General features: G+C 59.4%; 21 protein-coding genes and 2 tRNA genes. 3 read left to right on the plus strand and 20 right to left on the minus strand.

All coding sequences use genetic code 11. The features are described 5' to 3' along the window. Nucleotides 1-60: 60 nt before the first annotated feature. The 15 genes from ispH to RBQ93_RS07345 form a co-directional block, all read right to left on the minus strand. Nucleotides 61-906, minus strand: coding sequence for a 4-hydroxy-3-methylbut-2-enyl diphosphate reductase (gene ispH, locus RBQ93_RS07275; protein ID WP_320371440.1), 846 nt, complete (start codon nucleotides 904-906; stop codon nucleotides 61-63). Nucleotides 907-908: 2 nt separating this feature from the next. Next, the gene (cmk, locus tag RBQ93_RS07280) at nucleotides 909-1,601 is read right to left on the minus strand and encodes a (d)CMP kinase (RefSeq protein WP_320371441.1); all 693 of its coding nucleotides are present in this window, start codon (nucleotides 1,599-1,601) and stop codon (nucleotides 909-911) included. Then, complete coding sequence (gene aroA, locus RBQ93_RS07285) at nucleotides 1,598-2,902, minus strand: 3-phosphoshikimate 1-carboxyvinyltransferase (RefSeq protein WP_413818365.1); 1,305 nt, start codon at nucleotides 2,900-2,902, stop codon at nucleotides 1,598-1,600. The genes cmk and aroA overlap by 4 nt, the downstream gene beginning before the upstream one ends. An 8-nt stretch (nucleotides 2,903-2,910) precedes the next feature. Beyond that, nucleotides 2,911-3,777 (minus strand): prephenate dehydrogenase, encoded by an 867-nt coding sequence (locus tag RBQ93_RS07290; RefSeq protein WP_320371442.1) that lies wholly within the window; start codon nucleotides 3,775-3,777, stop codon nucleotides 2,911-2,913. Further along, on the minus strand, nucleotides 3,774-4,850 hold the full coding sequence (gene pheA / locus RBQ93_RS07295) for a prephenate dehydratase (protein ID WP_320371443.1): 1,077 nt from the start codon (nucleotides 4,848-4,850) through the stop codon (nucleotides 3,774-3,776). Before pheA ends, RBQ93_RS07290 begins: the two co-directional genes overlap by 4 nt. Nucleotides 4,851-4,946: 96 nt before the next feature. Continuing rightward, complete coding sequence (locus RBQ93_RS07300) at nucleotides 4,947-5,489, minus strand: HDIG domain-containing metalloprotein (RefSeq protein ID WP_320371444.1); 543 nt, start codon at nucleotides 5,487-5,489, stop codon at nucleotides 4,947-4,949. Next, nucleotides 5,483-7,042 (minus strand): mechanosensitive ion channel family protein, encoded by a 1,560-nt coding sequence (locus tag RBQ93_RS07305; RefSeq protein WP_320371445.1) that lies wholly within the window; start codon nucleotides 7,040-7,042, stop codon nucleotides 5,483-5,485. The genes RBQ93_RS07300 and RBQ93_RS07305 overlap by 7 nt, the downstream gene beginning before the upstream one ends. A 13-nt stretch (nucleotides 7,043-7,055) precedes the next feature. Continuing rightward, nucleotides 7,056-7,970: a dihydroorotate dehydrogenase gene (locus RBQ93_RS07310; protein WP_320371446.1), complete on the minus strand. Its 915-nt coding sequence runs from the start codon at nucleotides 7,968-7,970 to the stop codon at nucleotides 7,056-7,058. A 1-nt stretch (nucleotide 7,971) separates the two neighbouring features. Continuing rightward, entirely contained in the window at nucleotides 7,972-8,793 is an 822-nt protein-coding gene (locus tag RBQ93_RS07315) for a dihydroorotate dehydrogenase electron transfer subunit (RefSeq protein ID WP_320371447.1), read from the minus strand. Beyond that, a complete protein-coding gene (rimI, locus tag RBQ93_RS07320) occupies nucleotides 8,783-9,223 on the minus strand; it encodes a ribosomal protein S18-alanine N-acetyltransferase (RefSeq protein WP_320371448.1) in 441 nt (146 codons plus the stop codon). Before rimI ends, RBQ93_RS07315 begins: the two co-directional genes overlap by 11 nt. Nucleotides 9,224-9,318: 95 nt before the next feature. Further along, a tRNA-Gln gene (locus RBQ93_RS07325) sits at nucleotides 9,319-9,393 on the minus strand. Nucleotides 9,394-9,433: 40 nt separating this feature from the next. Then, nucleotides 9,434-9,988: a 2-oxoacid:acceptor oxidoreductase family protein gene (locus RBQ93_RS07330; RefSeq protein WP_320371449.1), complete on the minus strand. Its 555-nt coding sequence runs from the start codon at nucleotides 9,986-9,988 to the stop codon at nucleotides 9,434-9,436. Between the two features lie 15 nt (nucleotides 9,989-10,003). Beyond that, nucleotides 10,004-10,747 (minus strand): thiamine pyrophosphate-dependent enzyme, encoded by a 744-nt coding sequence (locus RBQ93_RS07335; RefSeq protein ID WP_320371450.1) that lies wholly within the window; start codon nucleotides 10,745-10,747, stop codon nucleotides 10,004-10,006. Nucleotides 10,748-10,759: 12 nt separating this feature from the next. Then, entirely contained in the window at nucleotides 10,760-11,821 is a 1,062-nt protein-coding gene (locus tag RBQ93_RS07340) for a 3-methyl-2-oxobutanoate dehydrogenase subunit VorB (RefSeq protein WP_320371451.1), read from the minus strand. Then, the gene (locus RBQ93_RS07345; RefSeq protein WP_320371452.1) at nucleotides 11,822-12,034 is read right to left on the minus strand and encodes a 4Fe-4S binding protein; all 213 of its coding nucleotides are present in this window, start codon (nucleotides 12,032-12,034) and stop codon (nucleotides 11,822-11,824) included. A 188-nt stretch (nucleotides 12,035-12,222) separates the two neighbouring features. On the opposite strand from RBQ93_RS07345, the gene RBQ93_RS07350 reads away from it, so the two are divergent. Continuing rightward, complete coding sequence (locus tag RBQ93_RS07350) at nucleotides 12,223-12,744, plus strand: MucR family transcriptional regulator (RefSeq protein WP_320371453.1); 522 nt, start codon at nucleotides 12,223-12,225, stop codon at nucleotides 12,742-12,744. A 52-nt stretch (nucleotides 12,745-12,796) separates the two neighbouring features. Here RBQ93_RS07350 and rsmA read toward each other — a convergent pair whose 3' ends face one another. The 5 genes from rsmA to RBQ93_RS07375 all read right to left on the minus strand — a co-directional run bounded on the left by rsmA (nucleotide 12,797) and on the right by RBQ93_RS07375 (nucleotide 18,572). Beyond that, complete coding sequence (rsmA, locus tag RBQ93_RS07355) at nucleotides 12,797-13,612, minus strand: 16S rRNA (adenine(1518)-N(6)/adenine(1519)-N(6))-dimethyltransferase RsmA (protein ID WP_320371454.1); 816 nt, start codon at nucleotides 13,610-13,612, stop codon at nucleotides 12,797-12,799. Next, the gene (gene tsaD / locus RBQ93_RS07360) at nucleotides 13,609-14,637 is read right to left on the minus strand and encodes a tRNA (adenosine(37)-N6)-threonylcarbamoyltransferase complex transferase subunit TsaD (protein ID WP_320371455.1); all 1,029 of its coding nucleotides are present in this window, start codon (nucleotides 14,635-14,637) and stop codon (nucleotides 13,609-13,611) included. The genes rsmA and tsaD overlap by 4 nt, the downstream gene beginning before the upstream one ends. A 142-nt stretch (nucleotides 14,638-14,779) precedes the next feature. After that, nucleotides 14,780-16,096, minus strand: coding sequence for a PhoH family protein (locus tag RBQ93_RS07365; RefSeq protein ID WP_320371456.1), 1,317 nt, complete (start codon nucleotides 16,094-16,096; stop codon nucleotides 14,780-14,782). Next, nucleotides 16,093-17,244, minus strand: coding sequence for an aminotransferase class V-fold PLP-dependent enzyme (locus RBQ93_RS07370; RefSeq protein ID WP_320371457.1), 1,152 nt, complete (start codon nucleotides 17,242-17,244; stop codon nucleotides 16,093-16,095). Before RBQ93_RS07370 ends, RBQ93_RS07365 begins: the two co-directional genes overlap by 4 nt. 17 nt (nucleotides 17,245-17,261) lie before the next feature. Next, the gene (locus RBQ93_RS07375) at nucleotides 17,262-18,572 is read right to left on the minus strand and encodes a right-handed parallel beta-helix repeat-containing protein (RefSeq protein ID WP_320371458.1); all 1,311 of its coding nucleotides are present in this window, start codon (nucleotides 18,570-18,572) and stop codon (nucleotides 17,262-17,264) included. A gap of 344 nt (nucleotides 18,573-18,916) precedes the next feature. On the opposite strand from RBQ93_RS07375, the gene RBQ93_RS07380 reads away from it, so the two are divergent. Together RBQ93_RS07380 and RBQ93_RS07385 are read left to right on the plus strand one after the other, a co-directional pair. Further along, nucleotides 18,917-21,154, plus strand: a complete 2,238-nt coding sequence (locus RBQ93_RS07380) for a vitamin B12-dependent ribonucleotide reductase (protein ID WP_320371459.1) — start codon at nucleotides 18,917-18,919, stop codon at nucleotides 21,152-21,154. Between the two features lie 51 nt (nucleotides 21,155-21,205). Beyond that, nucleotides 21,206-21,280, plus strand: a tRNA-Gly gene (locus tag RBQ93_RS07385). Nucleotides 21,281-21,593: the final 313 nt, after the last annotated feature.

Genomic DNA, 21,593 nt, shown 5'->3' on the forward strand with positions numbered 1-21,593 from the left:
TGCTACCGCCAACCGGTAACAAGTGCGAGTTAAATACTGTTACACACTTTCAATGATAATTCAATGTGAATTATTGATCTCTTCCAGCCGCGCCAGCACATCGTCGATGATCCACTTGGGGGTGGAAGCACCGGCGGTCACCCCCACCTTATTGACCCCGACAAACCATGCCGGTCGCAACTCGGCAGCGGTCTCGATGTGATAGGTCTTTGGCTGCAGCTCGGTGCAGATCTCGGTCAGCCGACGGGTATTAGCGCTATTGAAACCACCGATCACCACCATGCAGTCCGTTTGCTGGGCCAGTTCGGTTGCCTCCTGTTGACGAACCGCCGTGGCATCACAGATTGTATTGAAGACCCGCACCTCGCCCCCCCGTCGCAGGCATTCGGTGACCACGCTCTTCAGGTTGTCAAAGGATTGGGTGGTCTGGGCCACCACGCCCATCTTGGCCATTTTAGGCAACTGCCTGACCTCGTCACCCGATGCCACCACGTATACCCTGCTGGCATCACCGTAGGAAACGATCCCCTGCACCTCGGGGTGATCGGCGTCTCCCACCACCAACACCTCATAGCCGGCGTCAGACAGGTATTTCACATGGTCCTGAGCCTTTTTGACAAAGGGACAGGTGGCATCCACCACCTCAAGCTGCTTGCGATGGGCCTCATCCAACTCGCTGGCCATGACTCCGTGGGAGCGGATAATCACGGTGCCGTCCTGGACGCCGGACAGATCCTTCACCACGCCAACACCCATATCTTCGAGTTTTTTTACCACTTGCGGTGAATGAATGATCGGCCCGAGGGTGAAGGTCTTTTGATGCTTGCCGGCCGCCTCAAAGGCCATCTGGGTGGCCCGCTTGACCCCGAAACAGAATCCGGCCCGCTTTGCCAGGATCACCTCCATGGTCATGCTCCCTTTGTCGCCAGTGTTTTCTGCACAGCCTGTTCCATCAGGGAAACCACCTCGTCAATGGTCAGGCCGGTCGAATCGATCGGCAAGGCGTCGTCGGCCTGTTTGAGCGGCGCCAGATCGCGGCTGGCATCCTGGGCATCACGCTGTTTCACATCCTGGATGGTGGCCTCCAAGGTGGCTGGGTCACCCTTGGCCTGCAGTTCCAGAAAACGGCGACGCCCCCGTTCCTCGGCCGAGGCGGTCAGAAAGAATTTCAGTTCGGCATCGGGAAAGACCACCGTGCCAATATCACGCCCTTCCAGCACCACGCCACCTGCATCCCCCATGCGACGCTGTAATTGGGTCATGGCCCCACGCACCGGGGCCAGAGCTGACATGCGCGAGGTGAGCATCGATATCTCAGGGGTGCGAATCTCGCCGGTCACCTCACGGCCATTGGCAAAAACCCGGCTGGAACCGTTCAGCGGCTGTAGTTCGATCTCGGCGGTTGCGCTGAACTGCCTGACCGCCGCCTCATCAGCCAGGTCAAGACCGCTTTCCCGGGCTAACCAGGCCATGGCGCGGTACATGGCGCCGGTATCCAGCTGCAGATACCCCAGACGTTTGGCAAGCTCCTTGGCCAGAGTGCTCTTGCCAGCGCCGGAGGGCCCGTCAATGGCGATGATGATGCCCCGTTCGCGCCTCATCGTACCGCCACCCGGCCCAACAGGTCGAAAAAGCCGGGGAACGAGGTGGCCACACAGGAGACATCGTCCACCGTCACCGGAGCCCTGCTGGACAGGGCCGCTATGGAAAGCGACATGGCGATGCGGTGGTCGCCGAAACTGGTTACCGTGCCGCCGGTCAGTGATTCAACACCTTGCATTATCATGCCGTCCTCGGTTTCTTCAATGGTTCCGGCACCAATCAGGCGCAGGTTGGCGGCCATGGCGGCAATCCGGTCGGTCTCCTTGACCCGCAACTCCCTGGCATCACGCAGGACAGTAGTCCCTTCAGCAACGGCGGCAGCCACACAAATGGCCGGAAACTCATCAATGGCCCGCGGCACCACCTCGCCGCCAATCTCAATCCCCTTCAGACGAGAGGAACGAACCAGCAGGTCGGCCACCGGCTCACCGGACAGCTCACGCTGGTTCTGCAGTACGATATCGCCACCCATGGCCTGCAGGATATCGATGACGCCGGTACGGGTCGGGTTGATCCCCACGTTGCGGATCAGCAGTTCCGAGCCGGGCACAATCAGGGCCGCCACCAGCAGAAAGGCCGCCGATGAGATGTCGCCCGGCACACATATCTCGCGGCCCTGCAGTTCCTGTCCGCCCTGCAGGGTGACCGTGCTGCCGGCGGTTTCAAGATTGGCGCCGAAATAACGTAACATCCGCTCGGAATGATCGCGGGACAGGGTCGGTTCGCTAATCGTTGTTACACCGTCGGCGTACAGGCCGGCCAGCATCAGGGACGACTTGACCTGGGCGCTGGCGATCGGTGACTGATAGGCAATGCCCTGCAGTTGGGTGCCGCTGATGGCCAATGGCGCCAAGGTGCCATTGCCGCGACCGTTGATCAGGGCCCCCATGCGGGCCAGCGGTTCGGTGACCCGTTTCATGGGGCGTTTGCGCAGATACTGGTCACCGGTCAGCACCGAGAAAAAACGCTGTCCGGAGAGCAGACCGGTCATCAGCCGAATGGTGGTGCCAGAGTTGCCACAATCCAGCACATCGCCCGGCTCCTGCAGACCGCGCAGTCCGGCGCCATGTACGGTTACGGTCTGGCCATCATCCTCAATCGCCACTCCCATGGCCCGAAAGGCGGCCATGGTGGCAAAGTTATCCTCACCGCGCAGAAAATTGGTGATGGTGGTGGTGCCGTTGGCGATCGATCCCAACATGATGGAACGGTGAGAGATCGACTTGTCGCCCGGCACCGTCACCTCACCGCGAATCGCCCGGGCAGGCGCTGTAGTCATCGGCTGTATCTGTTCGTGCATGGTCACCCCTAGCGTATGCCATCCCGCAGGCGCTTGGAGGTATGGAAAAACTCCTCCAGCCAGGGGCCGTCACCCGTGGCCACGCGCTCCCGCAAGGCATTGAATTCAGCACTGTAACGATCAAGCATATCCAGCAGCGCCCCACGGTTCATCAGGGCAATATCGCGCCACATGGCCGGGTCCGACGAGGCGATGCGGGTAAAATCACGAAATCCTCCGGCGGAGAAGGCCAGGATGTTCTCTTCTTCCTCGGCGGAGCGGGCCACAGCATGCACCAGGGCATAGGCCACCATGTGGGGCAGATGGGAGACAGCGGCAAAGACCCGGTCATGGGTGGCGGCCTCCATGCATTCAACCCGGCTGCCGGCAGTCAGCCAAAGGCGGCGCACCAGCTCCAGGGCGGCGGCATCGGTAGCGGCGGTAGGGGTCAGGATACAGCGCCGTCCTTGGTACAGCTCTGCAAAGGCCGCAGCAGCACCGGAATGTTCTGTGCCGGCAATCGGATGGCCGCCTACGAAAAAGGTGCCGGCCGGCATGAGCGGTTCACAGGCCTGCACCAGTTCGTCCTTTACGCTGCCGCCATCGGTAACGACGCAACCCGGCGACAGAAACGGTGCCGCCTGAGCTACCACGGCGGCAATTGAACCGACCGGTACAGCCACAAACACCACCTGGGCCCCACGGACCCCTTCGGTCAGCGATGGAGCAGCCTCGTCGATCACCCCTAAACGCAGCGCCAGGGCCAGGTTATCGGCGTCCTGGTCGACACCGATCACCCGCTGTACGGCCCCAGCCGCCTTGAGGGCGCGGCTGAAGGAACCACCGATCAGCCCCACGCCGACCACGGTCAAGGTGGTGATAATCGGTTGACTCATCGCGCCTTCGGGTAGGAACCTAGGATTTTCAGGAATTGACAGAAACCACGCAGCTCTTCAATCGCCTCGGTCACCGGCTGTTCCGAGACATGGCCCACCATATCCAGGAAAAAAATATACTCCCAGGCCTTGGTTTTAACCGGACGGGACTCAATCTTGGACAGGTTGACCCCCCGCCGGGCAAACGGTTCCAGCATCCGGTACAGGATACCAGGCTCGTCCTTGACCGAAAACAGGATTGAGGTCTTGTCGTTGCCGGTTGGCTCGGACGGTTTGCGGGAGATGACCAGAAAGCGGGTGACATTGTTAACCTGGTCTTCGATCCGGCTGTGCACCATCTTCAGGTCATACATGGAAGCAGCCAGCTCACTGGCAATGGCAGCCGCCGTGTAGTCCTCACTAACGATCTGGGCCGCAACTGCAGTGGAGGCCACATCGACCAGCGGAACATTGGGCAGATGTTCCTCAAGCCAGTTACGACACTGGGCGATCGGTTGCGGATGGGAGTAAACCTTGCGGATATCCTCCATCCGTCCGGTGCGGGAAAGCAGATCATGATGGATGTCGAGAATGATCTCGGCCGTAATTTGCAGGTTGCTGTCCACAAACATGTCAAGGGTGTGAGTAATCACCCCTTCCGTAGAATTTTCCACCGGCACGACACCGTATAGAGCCTTGCCCTTCTCAACCTCTTCAAAAACCGCCGGTATGGATTTTTGCGGTTCAAGCTGGGCTGAAAGGCCAAACTGCTGCATGGTGGCCAGATGACTGAAGGTGGCCTTGGGCCCCATGTAGGCCACCTTCAACGGCGATTCAAGGGCCAGGCAGGCTGACATAATCTCGCGGAAGATGCTCCTGATCGCCTCCTCCGGCAACGGCCCCTCGTTCAGACGGGTTACCCGTTCATACACCGCTCGTTCACGGCTAGGCACATGAAAATCACGGTCCTGGGAGGCCTTCAGCCGGCCAACAGCTGCGGCAATCTTGGCGCGATGATTGAGGGATTCGACGATCCGGGCGTCCAGGGCATCAATCTCGGTGCGGAGCTGTTCAAGGGTTGGGGATTCGGACATGGTTCGATATCATCCTGAAGGGGCTGGTGACGGGTTTTACAGAGTCGTTACTGTAGTGGATTGACACCAGAAATGCAACCCTTTTATAAAACAGGGTTATGCTGAAAATTCGTGCAACCAGTCGTCAAAGATAGCCACTTTGTCCGCCCCGAACAGGGCCAACCCGTCACGAATTGTGGCAACCGGTTTTTCCTGTTCTAATCGAGACGGATTTTTTGAAAAAAACAGGTCACTAAAGCAGATAATCCGTTCCGCCAGGGAATGGGGGGTCATGTCACGTCGGGGCAACGGTAGCTGCTGGCGCTCGATATCCTGCACAGTGAGTCCCACGCCGGTATGACGTTCGCAGATCAGGGCGTGCAGCGGCAGCCCTTCGGCCTCGAGTAGCTCCCTGCCCAACAGACCATGGCGGATATAGGGCTCGCTGCCGGTACAGCCGATGTCAGGGGCTGCAGTACGACAAACGCCGATATCATGCAGGTAGCACGATTCAAGCACCAGCTTGCGGGTATCCGCATCAACCTGCAGCTGGCCGCAGACCTCCAGGGCCTTACCCGCCACCATCCCGCCATGGGTCATCAATATCTCGACTGTTTTGCCACTGCAGTAACGACGCAACAGCTGATCAACCGCTAACATGACGCCGCACCTCCAAAAAAGAATGCCCGCACCCGACGCATGTAGTCGGCCGCCGTGAGATGAGACGGGCCGGATGACTGCGTCTTGAAGGATTGGTGGTCCCTGATGCCGGCCTGATGGCGTTCCAAGGCCTGGCTTAGTCTTTCCAGCAGCCGGTCGTTTTGCTGCATCAGACAGGCCAGATCTTCCTTTAAGACCTCGGCCAGCCGTGCCTCGCCGATGGCCCGCACCGTGGCGCTGCGGACGGCGCCGGTCAAGAGTGACATCTCGCCAAACATGCGCCCTTTTTCCAACTCCGCCACTGGTTCGCCGTCGACTTCAACCACCATAGTACCCTGCAACACAAAGTAGAGCGAGGCCCCCGGTTCCCCCTGCCGCACGGCGGTTTCTCCCGGCGCAAACACCCGCATGCGGGCTCGGTCGGCAAGCAAGGCCAGTTCGGCTTCACTCAGTACTTCAAAGAGATGGGAAAGCCGTAAACCCTCCAGCACCGCTTCACGGGGCGACGAAAACGACGGGCGTAGCTGCGTATCCACCACCACCTGCCGACGGGGAAAAGGAAAGCTCCAGCCGGCACGCTGTACGGCGTACCAGACCTTGGTCTGGACGGTGTCAAGCGCCTGGTTGCGCTGTTGCGGGTCGGTCAGCCAAAACTTGAGCAGATAGGTAATACTACTCTCCGCCAAGGATTGCAGCCGCACCTGCGGCGCAGGTTCGGCAAGCACCAGGCTGTCCTCTGCCAGTACAGCCAACAGCAGGCTGCGGGCCTCCTCAGGCGGCATTTCGTAGGGCAGGCCCACGGTCAAGGTCACGGCAGCCCGCTGATGGGCTTCTTCAACCCGGTTGCCATGGGTGGTGACGACGCTTTGCACCAGTTGGTTGTTGGGCACCAGCACCAGATTGTTGTCCAGGGTGCGCAGGGTGGTATAGCGAAAACCTACATTGTCGAGCTGACCGAACAGGTTCTTCTCCGGCAGGGCCAGCCAGGTGCCCCGGGCCAGCTTGGCGTCGGACTGGATACTGAACCCGCAGAACAGGTTGGCAAGGGTGCTCTGCATGGCAAAGGCCACCGCCGCGGTCAGCACCGTTGTGGTGGCAACCACCGCCGACAGATCCACCTTAAAGACCATGTGCAGCGAAAAGAGGGCGGCCAGCAGGTAGACCAGCAGACGCACGGCATCCCGCACCAGCATCGGTACATTGCCCTTGAGTCGGATGGTCAACACCAGATCCACCATCAGGTAGATCACCAGCCGGGCCAGACAGAGCAGTACGATCACGCCCTGCAGGCCGGCCAGGATACCACGGTAGTGCGGATAGGCGGACAATGCCGTCTCCAGGTAGAGCAGCACCATTCCCAACAGGGACAGCTTTATTGATGCCCAGGCGTCGTCGGGCGCCACCTGCCCCTTGCTGCGGCGCAGGATGATCACCGCCACAAAGAACAGCAGCACCGCCACCAGCACCATCAGCTTGTTCACCAACAGAAAGTTGATATCTGCCAGGGATAACAAACGTGACAGGGAAAGCTGTCCGGTCGCTGCCTCGCCCATTGCCGCCTCCGCTCTACGCCTGTAACGCGCCGATCAGCGACGTGACGTCGCCAACACCATGATCTAGCAACCATTGCTCCATCCCCTCGGCGATCTCCTGGGCCGCACCCGGATTGACGAAGCTGGCGGTACCGACCTGCACCGCCGTGGCGCCAGCCAGCATGAATTCCAGGGCATCGCTGGCTGACATGATCCCGCCGATACCGATCACCGGTACCTTGACCACTTTTGATACCTGCCAGACCATCCGCAGGGCAATCGGCTTGATGGCTGGACCGGACAGGCCGCCGGTGACGTTGGCCAGCACCGGCCGCCGTCGTTCCAGGTCGATGGCCATGCCGGTCAAGGTGTTGATCACCGACAGGGCATCGGCCCCCTCCCCTTCGCAGGCCTGTGCCATCTCGACGATGTCGGTCACGTTGGGGGAGAGCTTGACGATCAACGGCTTGGTGGTGGCAGCGCGACAGGCCTTGACCACGCTGGCGGCACAGGCCGGATCGGTGCCGAACACAATGCCCCCCTGCTTGACATTGGGACACGAGATGTTCACCTCAAGTGCCGCCACCTCGGGGATGCTGTCCAGCCGCGTGGCCAGCTCGGCATACTCCTCCGGGGTATAGCCAAAGAAGTTGGCGATGGCCGGGGTATTCACTGTGCGCAGGAACGGCACCTTTTTCTGGATAAAGGCCTCAATCCCCACGTTCTGCAGGCCGATGGCGTTCAACATGCCGCCGGGAGTCTCTACGATGCGGGGCGTAGGGTTGCCGGCCCGGGGTTTCAAGGAAAGGCCCTTGGTGACAAAGGCGCCGATGGTCTCCAGGTTGACGTACTGGCTGAACTCCTCACCGTAACCGAAGGTGCCGGAGGCGGTCATTACCGGGTTGCGCAGCTTGAGACCGGCGATTTCGACTGACATATCAGGTTTCATATCAGGCCACCTCCCATTTCAGCTCGGTAGCCTCAAAGACCGGTCCTTCGCTGCAGACGCAGCGGTAATCGGGGGTATCGGCGCTGTGGCCGGCGCCTTCGCAGACGCAGCCCAGGCAGGCCCCAACACCGCAGGCCATGTAGCCCTCCAGCGAGACCTGACAGGGGACGCCCCGCTTGGCCGCAATGCCGGCCACGGCCTGCAGCATGCCGTGGGGACCGCAGGCAAAGATACGACCTGTATTGCCCGTGCAGTCCAGGCGCTGTTCCAGCACCTTGGTCACAAAACCACACTCACCCAGTGAACCGTCTTCGGTGGCGGTGTAGCACTCCACCCCCAACCGCTCGAACTCGGTGATGCAGAGCACGTCGTCCTTGGTTCTGCCACCGGCGAACAGCCGTACCGGCGACTGTTGGACCAACTCCTTGGCCAGCAGGTAGAGCGGCGCCAGCCCCACCCCGCCACCGACGATCAGCTTTTCCTCGCCGGCCGGCCCCAGGTCGAAGCCGGTGCCCAAGGGCGCAATGATGTCCAGCAGGTCGGTCTCGTGCAGGGCTGCCAGCATGGCAGTACCCTTGCCCACCACCCGGTACAGGATCTCCAGGTAGGGCTGTGCTGCGGCACCGGTATAGGCCGGCTGGTGCATCCCCACATCAAACACACCAAACGGACGTCGGATCAAGGGATCGATGGATGGGTTGACCCGCACCATCGCAAACTGCCCCGGCTGCGCCGCCAGTATCTCCGGTGGGGCGGTCATCCGCATCCGCCAATAGCCGGGCGACACCTCGGCATTGTCCAAAATCATCGCCTTAAACTGCATCAAACTCCTCCTCTGCAAGATTCAAATCCATCAAAACCGCATCAATACCGTTTTCGTAGTAAGCTTTGCGCAAACCACTGCGCACAAAACCAAACCGTTCATAGAGCGCAATGGCCGGCTGACTGGTGGCCCGCACTTCAAGCCGCACCACCGCAGCTCCACGACGCCCGGCTTCATCACAGGCCCAGCCCACCAGCGCCGCACCGATGCCGCTGCGTTGCAAGGACGGATCAACCGCCACATCCAGGATTTCGGCCTCGTCCAGCAGCACGTTCATACAGAGATAGCCGGCCAACCGGCCATCCTGTTCGGCCACCACCGTAGTAGCGTGGGGCGAGGCAAGCTCGCTCAAAAAATGCTGCCGGGTCCAGGCACGAGGAAAACAGGCCTGCTCAATGGCCAGCACGGCATCGAGATCGGCCTCAGTCATGGGGCGGAGAGGGATCATCAGGCGCAGAATAGCGTCACAGAAGAATAGCGTAAACAAAAAAGGCGCCTGCAATATGCAAGCGCCTGTTTTTGTTATGGCAGGGGTGCCAGGATTCGAACCTAGGAATGCCGGAATCAAAATCCGGTGCCTTACCGCTTGGCGACACCCCTAAAAAAGAGATGAGTTAAATAGCAAACCTTTCGACCGACGTCAAGCCTTTCGTGCAGAAAAAACAGCAGCCGCCCCGGCCTCGATGGCCTGGATGTTGGCCGGGATCAGCTTGTGATTGCGTTCCGGCAGGGCGTCTTTGAGAGCCTCCTTCAGCGAATCGAGCTGCAGAGCCCCGCTGGCGGCGGCATAGGCGCCGCATGCCACCATGTTGACCATGCGCACATCCCCCAGATCGATGGCGATCTGGTTCATCGGTATTGCCAGCAGCTCCCGGCCGTCAAGCGACAGCCCTGCCAGATTGACCAGCGAACTGTTCACCAGGCAGCTACCGCCCTGCTTGACCTTATCGGCATACTTGTCCCAGGAAAGCTGGTTCAGGATCACCGCAACCGAGGGATGGCCAACCACCGGCGAGCCGGTGTCGCCATCGGCAATCACCACGGTACACATGGCAGCCCCCCCCCGCTTCTCCACACCGTAGGCCGGAAAGAAGGAGACGTTCTTTCCCTCACGGATGGCGGCATAGGAGAGAAGGTTGCCGGCCAGCAGGACGCCCTGACCGCCGTAACCTGCAAAAAAAACGTCATAACGCATGGTTGTATGCTCCAGTTACAGATTTTCGTTGTTTTTAAACACACCCAGCGGGAAGTACGGGATCATCTCGCTGCCCACCCGCTCGTTGGCAGCAAGGGCATTCATGCCCCAGTTGGTGGGACAGGACGACAGCACCTCCACAAAGGAGAAGCCCTTGCCCTCCACCTGGTACTGAAAGGCGTTTTTGATTACTTTCTTAGCCTGCAGTACGTTTTTGGGGCTGTTGACCGCCACCCGTGCCGCATAGGCCACACCATCAAGGTTGGAGAGCAGTTCCGCCATCTTGAATGGCTTGCCGTCATTGGCAATGTCCCTGCCGTAGGGCGAGGTGGAAGTCTTCTGGCCCGGCATGGTGGTGGGGGCCATCTGGCCGCCGGTCATGCCGTAGGTGGTGTTGTTGACAAAGATCACCGTAATCTTTTCACCGCGGTTGGCGGCATGGATGATCTCCGAGGTACCGATGGCTGCCAGGTCACCGTCACCCTGATAGGTAAATACGATCCGGTCGGGGCGGGCCCGCTTGACGCCGGTGGCCACCGCCGGGGCACGGCCGTGGGGTGATTCCACCACGTCGATGTTAAAGTAGCCATACAGAAACACGGAACAACCCACCGAGGCGCAACCGATGGTCTGTTCGGCGATTCCAAACTGATCCATGGCCTCGGCCACCAGCCGGTGGATCGAACCGTGGTGACAGCCAGGACAAAAGTGGGTCTGGACATCCTTGAGACTGACCGGTTTTGCAAATACCTGCTTCATATGAAAAAACCTCTAAAAACGTTTCTTGATCTGCTCAAACAGCTCTTCCGGGGTGGGCAGCGAACCGGCTCCCGGCGGACGACCGTAGAAATCCACCTCGGCATCGCGGGCCACACTGAGGCGGACATCATCCACCATCTGGCCGGTGGACAGCTCGATGGTCAACCAGCGCTTGCAGCGGGTCGACAGCGCAGCATAGGCCTGTTTCGGAAACGGAAACAGGGTGATCGGCCGTAGCAGGCCGACTTTAAGCCCCTCGGCCCGCGCCATTTCAACCGCCGTGCGGGCGATGCGTGAGGTGGCTCCAAAGGCGGTTACGATCAGCTCGGCATCACTCGTTTGAAACTCCTCCCAGCGGGATTGCTGCTCGGCCAGTTCCTGGTAGCGGGCATGCATCTTCCAGTGAAACTTTTCCATCTCACCATCACCCAGGTAGAGTGACTTAACCACATGCTGCGGGCCGCCACCGGTGCCCCGCACGGCCCACTCCTTATCCGGCAGCGTCACCTGAGGCCGCGGATTAGGGACGATCGATTCCTTCATCTGACCCAGCACCGAATCAGCCAGCACCATGGCCGGCATCCGGTACTGATCCGACAGGTCAAAGGCCAGCATGGTCAGGTCATACATCTCCTGGACCGAATTGGGGGCCAGCACGATAATCCGGTAGCCGCCATGGCCGCCCCCCTTGGTAGCCTGGTGGTAATCGGCCTGGGAGGCGTCGATACCGCCCAGGCCGGGGCCGGAACGCATGATATCCACGATCACGCCCGGCAGTTCAGAACCGGCCATATAGGAGATTCCTTCCTGCTTAAGCGAAATGCCGGGGCCGGATGAGGAGGTCATGGCACGTACACCGCAGGCTGATGCCCCCAGCACCATATTGATGGCGCCGATTTCGCTCTCCACCTGGATAAAGGTGCCGCCCATCTTGGGCAGTTCGCGGGAGAGATACTCGGGGATATCGCTCTGCGGGGTGATCGGATAGCCAAAATAACATTGCACACCGGCTTCGATGGCGGCCATGGCCACTGCTTCATTGCCCTTCACAAACTTTCTGGGAGGCGTACTCATCTAGTTCTCCTCCTTGAAGACCGTAATGGCAACGTCAGGGCACATCTCTGCGCACAGGGTGCAGCCGGTGCAGTGTTCCTTGCTGCTGAACACGGCCACGGTGTAGCCCAGCGCGTTGGGGGTTTCGCTCAAGGAAACCAGCTTCTTGGGGCAGGCGATGGTACAGAGGCCGCAGCCCTTGCAACGATCCTCTTCAATCACGATATACGGCATGTCTCGATCCTCAGAAAACGGGCATAAACAAGCTTTCGAAAAGATGTTTAGTAACAGACCCCGACCAGCGAGGTCAAATATTTTTTCCGTCAAACTTCACAGCTCAACTAAATTAATACTTGATTTGCTTATATATTACTGTTAGAGGAAGCTGCGTACTCTATAAAATCACTATATTTGGAGGAAGTATGTCATCGATTCTGGTTGAGTTGACTGCCAACATTGTATCATCCCACGCTGCTTCAGTAGAAATGAGCTCCGACGAACTGCTGCAAGAGATCCAAAAGGTCTACGGCATGCTGAAACAGCTTGAAGGCGATCTGCCGGTTGAAGGAGAGGCCGCTGCCAAGTCGGCTCCTGCCATGGCACCCAAAAAGTCGATCCAGAAGGACCAGGTGGTCTGCCTGATCTGTAACAAGGGCGGCTTCAAGACCCTGACCCGTCACCTGAAGCAGGTCCACAATATGAAGCCGGGCGAGTACCGCAAACAGTTCGGTCTGCCGGCCGGCACCGCCCTGGCTGCCAAAAGCTATTCAGAGGCACGCCGTGCCGCCGCCCAGAAGAACAACCTGGCCGCCAACCTGGAGAAGGCCCGTGCCACCCGTATGGCCAACCTGGCTGCCAAGAAAAAGACCACTCCGGCCAAGGCCAAGAAAGCGGTCGTTGCCAAGCCGGTGGCCAAGGCTGCCAAGCCAGCCAAAAAGAAGTAAGCGCATCCGGAACTGCTACGTAAAAACCGCCTCTTTCGGGAGGCGGTTTTTTTTATTGCTTCAATGCAGTGTGCAGTGCTCGACTCAAGCTGGCAAACTCCTCAAGATTCAGGGTTTCACCACGACGACGACCGTCAATACCGCACGCGGCCAACACCTGTTCCAGGGATGCCGGTTCAAGCAGCTCGGCGCTTTTGAGACAGTTCCACAAGGTCTTGCGGCGCATGGCGAAGGCGGCCTTGACTACCCGCTCAAACAGAACCTGATCATCCACCTCAACCCGAGAGGCTGGCAGCGGTACCAGGCTGATCACCACCGAATCCACCTTGGGGGGCGGATGGAAGCAACCAGGCGGCACCACAAACTCCCGTTTTACGTCGAACCACTGCCGGAACAAGACCGTCAGCACCCCATAGTCGCTGCAGTCCGGCGGCGCCGCCAGCCGTTCGCCCACCTCCTTCTGCAGCATCACCACTAACCTTGAAAAACGCTGGCGCTCTTCAAGGAATCTGAACAACACCGGGGTGGAGATGTTATAGGGCAGATTGGCCACCACCTTGAAACGGTCGCTGCCCAACAGTTCCGCAAAATCAACCTTGAGCACATCCTGCTCATGAATGATGACCTGCGGCTCAGTGCTGAAACGCTGTCGCAGGATGGCGGCCAGATCACGGTCGAACTCCACCGCCACCAGCCGCCGCACCCGTTGGGCTAGCAGTTCGGTCAGGGCACCCCGGCCCGGCCCCACCTCCAGCACACAATCCTCAGGCACCAGTTGCGCGGACGACAAAATCTTGGCGATGATGTTGCGGTCAGTCAAAAAGTTCTGGCCCAAGGCCTTGCGAGGACGGGGGTAGTTCAGACTCATGGCTGTGGCTCCCGGCAAACGGCCTGATCCAACGGCCAGGTGGCCAAGCCATCCAGTTCAAGGCCATCACAACAACCGGACGCAAGATAGGCATCAGCAGCCACCGCCAACATGGCGGCATTATCACCGCACAACGATGGCGGCGGAATCTGTAACTCGATACCCCGCCGGGCGGCCATGGCCTGCATGGCCGTACGCAGGCCGCTGTTGCAGGCCACCCCGCCAGCAACCACCAGACGCTCCAGCCCTTCCTGTAGCAGGGCAGCCTCGGTCTTTTTGACCAGCACCTCACAGGCCGCGGCCTGAAAGGAGGCGCACAGGTCCGGCAGTTCATGCCGATCGACGCTCAGGGGATGTTTCTGCAGGTGGGTCAGCACGGCCGTCTTCAGTCCGCTGAAGCTGAAATTAAGGGTGCCGTCGTGTAACAACGGTCGGGGAAATCTGACACTGGCCGGGTTGCCCTGCTTGGCCAGCGCGTCAATCCGAGCCCCGGCCGGATAATCCAGCCCCAACAGAGTGCCGGCCTTGTCAAAGGCCTCACCGGCGGCGTCATCAATGGTACGACCCAAGGTACGGTAGCGCCCCACCCCCTCCACCCGGTAGAGGTGGGTGTGGCCGCCTGATACCACCAGGGCCAGGAAGGGAAAGGCCAACGGTTGCTGCAGAAACCCGGCCAGCAGGTGCCCTTCGATATGATGCACCCCCACCAGCGGAATCTTGCAGGCCAGGGCCAACGACTTGGCCACCGAGATCCCCACCAGCAACGCTCCCAACAGGCCTGGACCACGGGTGACGGCTATCCCCTCGATCTGCTCCAGGGATACGCCGGCCTCAGCCAGGGCCTGGCGGATGACCGGCGTAATCAGTTCCAGGTGCCGCCGGGAGGCGATCTCCGGCACCACGCCACCATACGCGGCATGGATCGCCACCTGGGACGAGACCACGCTGGAGAGAACGGAGCGGCCGTCGCGGACAACCGCGGCGGCCGTTTCATCGCAGGATGTTTCAATGGCAAGTACAAGCATATCGATCGATTTCTTTTAGTTAGGAAACGCGATATTTTCGCAAGATCAAGGCGCCCGAGGGAGTGCGCGGAGGCGTACTCACGCAGTACGTCGCACAAGCACAACCGACGGGCAACACCGATATTGCGGAAAGAGCGCGTTTCTAGAGCAGGTTGGCCGCCAACTCCGCCAATTCAGACCGCTCACCGCGCGTCAAAGTAACATGGGCCGAGATCCGCTCGTGCTTGAAACGCTCCACCAGATAAGACAGGCCGTTGCTGGAGGAGTCCACATAGGGGTTGTCGATCTGGTAGGGGTCGCCGGTCAGGATGATCTTGGTCCCCTCCCCGGCCCGGGTCACGATGGTCTTGATCTCGTGGGGGGTCAGGTTCTGGGCCTCATCCACGATCAGGTACTGGTTAGGAATCGAGCGGCCCCGGATGTAGGTCAGCGGCTCGATATCCAGCAGCCCCATGGCCATCAGTTCCTTATAGCCCTTACTGTGGCGTTTTTCCGATTCATGGCCCGAGATCAGCAACTCAACGTTGTCGAAGATCGGCTGCATCCAGGGGGTCAGCTTTTCCTCAATATCGCCCGGCAGAAAGCCCAGATCCTTGCCCATCGGGAAGACCGGACGGGAGACCAGCAGCCGGTTATAGACGTTCTCCTCGGCCACCTTCTGCAGACCGGCCGCAATAGCCAGCAAGGTCTTGCCGGTGCCGGCCTTGCCCACCAGACTGACCAGCTTGACGTTGTCGTCCATCAGGGCATCCAGGGCGAACTGCTGCTCACGGTTGCGGGCATAGATACTCCAGATCCCTTCCTTCGGAATCTTGCGTACCGGCACGATCTTGCCTTGGGCCGCATCAAAGCGGCAGAGGGCGGTATGGGACGGATTGCCCGCATCCACCAGGGTGGCGAACTCATTGGGCAACAACCCCTCCGGCGCCTCCAGCCAGCCCTGGCCATAAAAGCGGTCGATCGCCTCCGGATCGATCTCCATGTTGCGGGCACCGGCGTACAACTCCTGGATATCCACCTTGTCCGATTCATAATCCTCGGCCGCAATACCGATGGCATCGGCCTTGATCCGCAGGTTGGTATCCTTGGTGACGAAGATCACCGTCTCGTCGCTGAAGCGCTCCTTGGTGGCCAGGGCCACCGCCAGGATCCGGTTATCACCCTTGTCGTCCCGCAGGTCTTTGGGCAGTCGATTAAGACACTGCTCCTCGCACAGCTCAACCCGCAGCATGCCGCCGCCCGGCATCCCGACGCCACTGGCCAGGGAACCCTTCTCACGCAACGTATCGAGGATACGGGAAACCGCACGGGCGTTACGGCCGGTCTCGTTCATATCCTTTTTGAAGCGATCCACCTCCTCGATCACAGTGATCGGGACAATGATGGTGTTGTCCTGAAACCTGAACAGGGACTGGGGATCATGAAGCAGCACGTTGGTGTCCAGCACGAAAAATTTCATGGGTTTCCTTTCTGGATAATGGTGGCAAGTGCAGTACAGCAGTGTTCAAGTTCTTCAGTAGTGGTGAACCAGCCAGGACTGATCCGCAGGGTTCCGCCAGGATAGCTGCCGATGGTGCGGTGTGCCCGTGGCGCACAGTGCAGACCGGCCCTGACGGCTATACCATACTCGCGGTCCAGTTCAAAGGCCAGTGCCGAGGCATCCCAGCCAGCTACCGTCAGTGAAAGCAGCCCAACCCGCTTTTGCGGATCAGCGGGGCCATACAATCGGCAACCCGGCAGCGCAGCCAGCTGTTCCCGCAGGTAGCTGCCATAGCCATGTTCCCGTTCGGCCACAGCAGGCAGGCCGGTTGTGGCAAGAAAGTCGATACCTGCCCTGAGCCCGGCGATGCCGGGCAGATTATGGGTACCGGCCTCAAAGCCCTCGGGAAAGCCTTCCGGCTGGTGGTCCTGATCGGAACTGCTACCGGTGCCCCCCGCCAGCAGGGGATGCAACCGCACGTGAGGAGCCACAGCCAGCAGGCCGGTGCCCTGAGGACCTAAAAGCCCCTTGTGTCCCGGTGCAGCCAGCAGATCAACCCCCAGGGCCTGCATATCAATCGGCAGACAACCGGCTGATTGGGCTGCATCCAGCAACACCAGGGCCCCAGACTCCCGGGCCACAGCCGCGATCTCGGCCACCGGCTGGATGCCGCCGGTCACGTTGGAGACATGGGCCAACGCAACCAGGCGGGTCGTTGGACGTATCTCCCGACGGATGGCCTGCGGATCCACCAGTCCTTCAGTGTCGGCCAGCACGATGGAAAGCTCGACCCCAGCTTTTTGCAGCATAAATAGTGGCCGCAACAGCGAATTGTGTTCCATGGAGGTGGTAACCACATGGTCGCCTGGTTGCAACAGACCGCGCACCGCCGTATTCAACGCTTCGGTGGCGTTATGGGTGAAGACGATACGTGAAGAGTCGGCACAGTTAAAAAAATCTGCCAGTGCCTCACGGGTCTCGAACAGCAGGCGTGAGGCCTGCAGGGCCGCACCGTAACCGCCCCTGCCCGGAGAGGCGCCGATCTGCTGCATGGCTGCCAACACGGCAGCATAGACCGCTGGTGGTTTGGGGTGTGATGTGGCTGCATTATCAAGATAGATGGACATAGACACCTTGGACAGCGTTAGGGGGCCAGCGCAGGGCGCACAGTAAGAAACGGCAGATACGAAACCCGACCGGCGCCGTTCGACTGGATCGGATCCTTGATCCCCTCGGCGATCCGCGCGTCGCTGGTCTCACCCCACCAGTTAAGGACAGCGGCAAAGTGATCGGGGCCGGCATACTGCAGATTGCCCCCCTTATTCTGGCTGAAGGCACTCTGGCTCACACTGCCACGGGAACCATCAAGCATAAGTCCCACGCCCAGATTATCCTGAAAGGAGCTGTGTACGATCTTAAGCCGGGCACCCACCGCCATCAGTCCAGCCTCGCGATTCAAGCTGAAACGGCACTGCTGTAGCTGCCCATCGCCCCCCTTCAGCATAATCCCGACCCGGTTGTCGATTGCACTGCAACCGCTCAGCTTGAAACGGCACTGGTCAACCACCAGACCTTCCTGACTATTCGCCTGGAATCTGTTGGATGCCACCACCAGTGCAGAACGGTTCACCACAGCCCCCTGCCGATTTTCGCGCAGTGTGCCGTCACGCAGTTCAAGCTCACTGTCAAAAGCGGTCACCCCGATATCGGAACGACTGATCCTGAACGTCTGCAGCGTAGCCACGCTATCGTACAACGCCACCCCGGTTCGTGCCCGATGCACCTCCAGACCACGACCGCTAAACTGGGAGTGGTGGGCTTCGACCCCCACTTCCGCACCTTCAATATGGCAATAATCAAGCAGATTTTTCTTTTCAGTGGACAGCAACAGCACCCCACCCCAATCAGCGACCTGCTGCTCAGTGAACACAGAGGTGATCACCACCGGTTTCTGAGGTGTACCGGCACACACCAGTCGCCCCTGCACCACCAGGCGTGGATTGCGTGCAGAACCGCCAGCTCGCTGGAAGCGGAGGCTGGCGCCGGGCTCAAGCCGTAACGTGGCCTGGGGGGCCACCACCAGGCTCCCTTTGACCAGCACCGTACCCCGCAGGACCGTATCTTCCCTGAGTGTACGCCCGCTCAGCACCGAATCGGCACTGGTAACCGTACTGCGAGCCTGCAACGGGCTGCCGTTCGGTGAAATCACGGATGTTTCTGTTGTCAGGGCCGCTTCCTGCAGCACAGGTACTTCCTGTGGCAACAGCCGCTGGGGGAGCGGTGGCGGTGGTTTGACAACAGCTGCGGCAGGAGGCTCGGTATTCACCGGCAGCGGCTTAACGACCGGAAGTGGTTTTTCAGGCACGGTCACGGCCAGATTAACGGAGCTTTCCCCCTCCAGCAGACCACCCTCGCCATACAAAAATCGCTGGCATCCCAGTGGACCAGCCAGCATGACAACCACCAGCAAACAGTACCAAAAAGCTGCCTGAAAACGGTACCCGCGCAATGAAAAAAACATGACGCTCCTGACCGACAAAGTATTGAATATACGAATAAAGATATTATTTAACATAGAATCTTCAGCCTGTAAATTTCAAAAAAATGCCCAACATTAGCCAATGCTTTCATACGGTTAGAACTGTTTACGTTTTAGCGTTGACACAACAATACATCTTGTGGTTGTATTTCTCCCGCCCACTAAATATTGTGGTGCCCCCGTTTCCCAGATAGTCACAAACGGAATCCTTTAGATACAAAACAGCATTTATTCACACGACAGCAGAAGGAGAGCGAACCATGTCACCACAATCACCCGCCACCATCGAGCCTGCGCTTTCCCAGAACGCCAGAACCGTCCTTGAAAAACGGTACCTGAAGCGGGACGCCAACGGCAAACCCCTTGAAACGCCGGCCGACATGCTGCGCCGCGTTGCCGATACGATTGCCGAACCTGATCGGAAGTTCGACAAAAAAGCCGATCTCAAAAAACTGTCGGACCGTTTCTACGGGATGATGGCCAGCTTCGACTTCATGCCCAACTCCCCTACCCTGATGAACGCCGGTCGTGAACTGGGCCAGCTCTCGGCCTGTTTCGTGCTGCCGGTGGGCGACTCCATCGAAGAGATCTTCGATGCGGTCAAGTTCACCGCCATGATCCACAAGTCGGGCGGCGGCACCGGCTTCTCCTTCTCCCGTCTGCGTCCGGCCAATGACCTGGTGCTGACCACCACCGGCATCTCCAGCGGCCCGATCTCCTTCATGCGGGTCTTCGATACCGCCACTGAAACCATCAAGCAGGGCGGCACCCGCCGCGGCGCCAATATGGGCATCCTGCGGGTTGACCACCCTGATATCATGAATTTCATCATGTGCAAGGCCGACCAGAAGCAGTTCAACAACTTCAACATCTCCGTCGGCCTGACCGAAAAATTCATGCAGGCCGTGGAGCGTGATGAAGAATACGACCTGTACAACCCCCGCGACAAGAAAAAATGCGGCACCATGAACGCCCGCAAGGTCTATCAGCGGATCGTCAACCAGGCATGGGAAAACGGCGAGCCCGGCATCATCTTCCTTGACCGCCTGAACCGCGACAACCCCACCCCCCACGTGGGCGAGATCGAATCCACCAACCCCTGCGGCGAGCAGCCATTGCTGCCCTACGAATCCTGCAACCTGGGCTCCATCAACCTGGGTCGCTTCATCAAGGACGGCGCCATTGACTGGGCACGCCTGAAAGAGGTAATCCACAGCGCAGTCCACTTCCTGGACAACGTGATCGAGGCCAACAAATACCCACTGCAGCAGATCCACGACATGACCCACGCCAACCGCAAGATCGGCCTGGGGGTCATGGGCTGGGCCGACATGCTGATCATGCTGGGCATCCCCTACAACTCTGATGAGGCCGTCAAGCTGGGCACCAAGCTGATGCAATTCATCAACGAGGAAGGCCACGCTGCTTCCCGCGAACTGGGGCAGCAACGGGGCGCCTTCCCCAACTTCAAGGGCTCCATCTTCGACAAAAAAGGCGCCCTGCCCCAGCGCAACGCCACCGTCACCACCATCGCCCCCACCGGCACCATCTCGATCATCGCCGGCGCTTCCTCCGGCGTCGAACCGCTGTTCGCCGTCTGCTTCCAGCGTCGCCAGCTGGACACCATCATGTACGAGACCAACCCGCTATTTGAGAAGATCGCCAAAGAACGCGGCTTCTGGTCTGAAGAGGTGCTGCGCAGCATCTCTGAAAATCATGGTTCGGTACAAGGGATCGATGAAATCCCGGCCGATGTGCAGCGGGCCTTTATCACTGCCCACGATATCAGCCCGGAAGACCATATCCAGATGCAGGCCGCCTTCCAGTACCACACCGATAACGCCGTCTCCAAGACCGTCAACTTCCCCAACACGGCCACCATTGAAGAGGTTGAGCAGGTCTATATGCTGGCCTACAAGACCGGCTGCAAAGGTGTCACCATCTACCGCGACGGCTCCCGTGACGAGCAGGTGCTCTCCACTGCCAAGAAAGAGGAAAAAGCGGCCGTTGCCTCGGTGCCGGTGGAGGACGAAAAGCATGCCGTCAAGCGTGAGCGCCCCAAAGCACTCAAAGGCTGGACCTACCAGATGCAGACCGGCTGCGGCCCGCTCTACATCACCGTCAACGAAGACAAAAATGGCCTGTTCGAACTGTTCACCACCATGGGCAAGGCCGGCGGCTGCGCCGCCTCACAGTCCGAGGCCATCGGCCGGATGGTATCCCTGGCTTGGCGCAGCGGCGTGCAAGCCCGTCAGGTAATCAAGCAACTATTGGGTATCTCCTGCCACTGCCCCACCGGCTTTGGCGACAACCGGATCCTCTCCTGCGCCGACGCCGTGGCCAAGGCGATCCAGGCTCACATGATTGCCAACGGCTACGATCTGAATGCCGAAACCACTCTCCAAGAGCGCGGTGCTTGCCCCGAATGCGGCGGCGCTGTGGAACATGAAGGCGGTTGCATGGTCTGCCACTGCTGCGGCTACTCCGAGTGCGCCTAAACGGAGGTTGACAAGCCAAGGCCCCATTCGTTATAAGAGGAACTCCTAAACGCGGGAATAACTCAGTGGTAGAGTGTCAGCTTCCCAAGCTGAAGGTCGCGGGTTCGAATCCCGTTTCCCGCTCCATAAAATCAAAGGGTTAGGCAGATTGCCTAACCCTTTTCTTTTGCCGTGGGAACAACCATGGGAACAAAAGTTTTTTGTAACTCAAAGCAAGGCCAAAAGGTATGACAATATCCCGGGAGATGAAATGTCAGAGACCACGAATGAAATTATGATAAAGCAGGCACAAAATGAAAACAAGCTACTGTTTGTGAATCGGCGTGCAATATTGACCCACTTTCGGGGGTAATCGGCATCCAAAATTGACCCACCCCAGCACTTCCTCCATGCTCTCTGGAATTAGTCCAGAGAGAGGAGCATGAAAGGAGATGCTGAT

This window comes from Trichlorobacter sp. (assembly GCF_034008105.1).
Classification (GTDB): Bacteria; Desulfobacterota; Desulfuromonadia; order Geobacterales; family Pseudopelobacteraceae; genus Trichlorobacter.

Bases quoted from the DNA above. Each gene is read 5' to 3' on its own strand.
- ispH (WP_320371440.1), bottom strand. From the start codon at position 906: ATGGAGGTGATCCTGGCAAAGCGGGCCGGATTCTGTTTCGGGGTCAAG.
- cmk (WP_320371441.1), bottom strand. From the start codon at position 1,601: ATGAGGCGCGAACGGGGCATCATCATCGCCATTGACGGGCCCTCCGGC.
- aroA (WP_413818365.1), bottom strand. From the start codon at position 2,902: ATGCACGAACAGATACAGCCGATGACTACAGCGCCTGCCCGGGCGATT.
- RBQ93_RS07290 (WP_320371442.1), bottom strand. From the start codon at position 3,777: ATGAGTCAACCGATTATCACCACCTTGACCGTGGTCGGCGTGGGGCTG.
- pheA (WP_320371443.1), bottom strand. From the start codon at position 4,850: ATGTCCGAATCCCCAACCCTTGAACAGCTCCGCACCGAGATTGATGCC.
- RBQ93_RS07300 (WP_320371444.1), bottom strand. From the start codon at position 5,489: ATGTTAGCGGTTGATCAGCTGTTGCGTCGTTACTGCAGTGGCAAAACA.
- RBQ93_RS07305 (WP_320371445.1), bottom strand. From the start codon at position 7,042: ATGGGCGAGGCAGCGACCGGACAGCTTTCCCTGTCACGTTTGTTATCC.
- RBQ93_RS07310 (WP_320371446.1), bottom strand. From the start codon at position 7,970: ATGAAACCTGATATGTCAGTCGAAATCGCCGGTCTCAAGCTGCGCAAC.
- RBQ93_RS07315 (WP_320371447.1), bottom strand. From the start codon at position 8,793: ATGCAGTTTAAGGCGATGATTTTGGACAATGCCGAGGTGTCGCCCGGC.
- rimI (WP_320371448.1), bottom strand. From the start codon at position 9,223: ATGACTGAGGCCGATCTCGATGCCGTGCTGGCCATTGAGCAGGCCTGT.
- RBQ93_RS07330 (WP_320371449.1), bottom strand. From the start codon at position 9,988: ATGCGTTATGACGTTTTTTTTGCAGGTTACGGCGGTCAGGGCGTCCTG.
- RBQ93_RS07335 (WP_320371450.1), bottom strand. From the start codon at position 10,747: ATGAAGCAGGTATTTGCAAAACCGGTCAGTCTCAAGGATGTCCAGACC.
- RBQ93_RS07340 (WP_320371451.1), bottom strand. From the start codon at position 11,821: ATGAGTACGCCTCCCAGAAAGTTTGTGAAGGGCAATGAAGCAGTGGCC.
- RBQ93_RS07345 (WP_320371452.1), bottom strand. From the start codon at position 12,034: ATGCCGTATATCGTGATTGAAGAGGATCGTTGCAAGGGCTGCGGCCTC.
- RBQ93_RS07350 (WP_320371453.1), top strand. From the start codon at position 12,223: ATGTCATCGATTCTGGTTGAGTTGACTGCCAACATTGTATCATCCCAC.
- rsmA (WP_320371454.1), bottom strand. From the start codon at position 13,612: ATGAGTCTGAACTACCCCCGTCCTCGCAAGGCCTTGGGCCAGAACTTT.
- tsaD (WP_320371455.1), bottom strand. From the start codon at position 14,637: ATGCTTGTACTTGCCATTGAAACATCCTGCGATGAAACGGCCGCCGCG.
- RBQ93_RS07365 (WP_320371456.1), bottom strand. From the start codon at position 16,096: ATGAAATTTTTCGTGCTGGACACCAACGTGCTGCTTCATGATCCCCAG.
- RBQ93_RS07370 (WP_320371457.1), bottom strand. From the start codon at position 17,244: ATGTCCATCTATCTTGATAATGCAGCCACATCACACCCCAAACCACCA.
- RBQ93_RS07375 (WP_320371458.1), bottom strand. From the start codon at position 18,572: ATGCTGGCTGGTCCACTGGGATGCCAGCGATTTTTGTATGGCGAGGGT.
- RBQ93_RS07380 (WP_320371459.1), top strand. From the start codon at position 18,917: ATGTCACCACAATCACCCGCCACCATCGAGCCTGCGCTTTCCCAGAAC.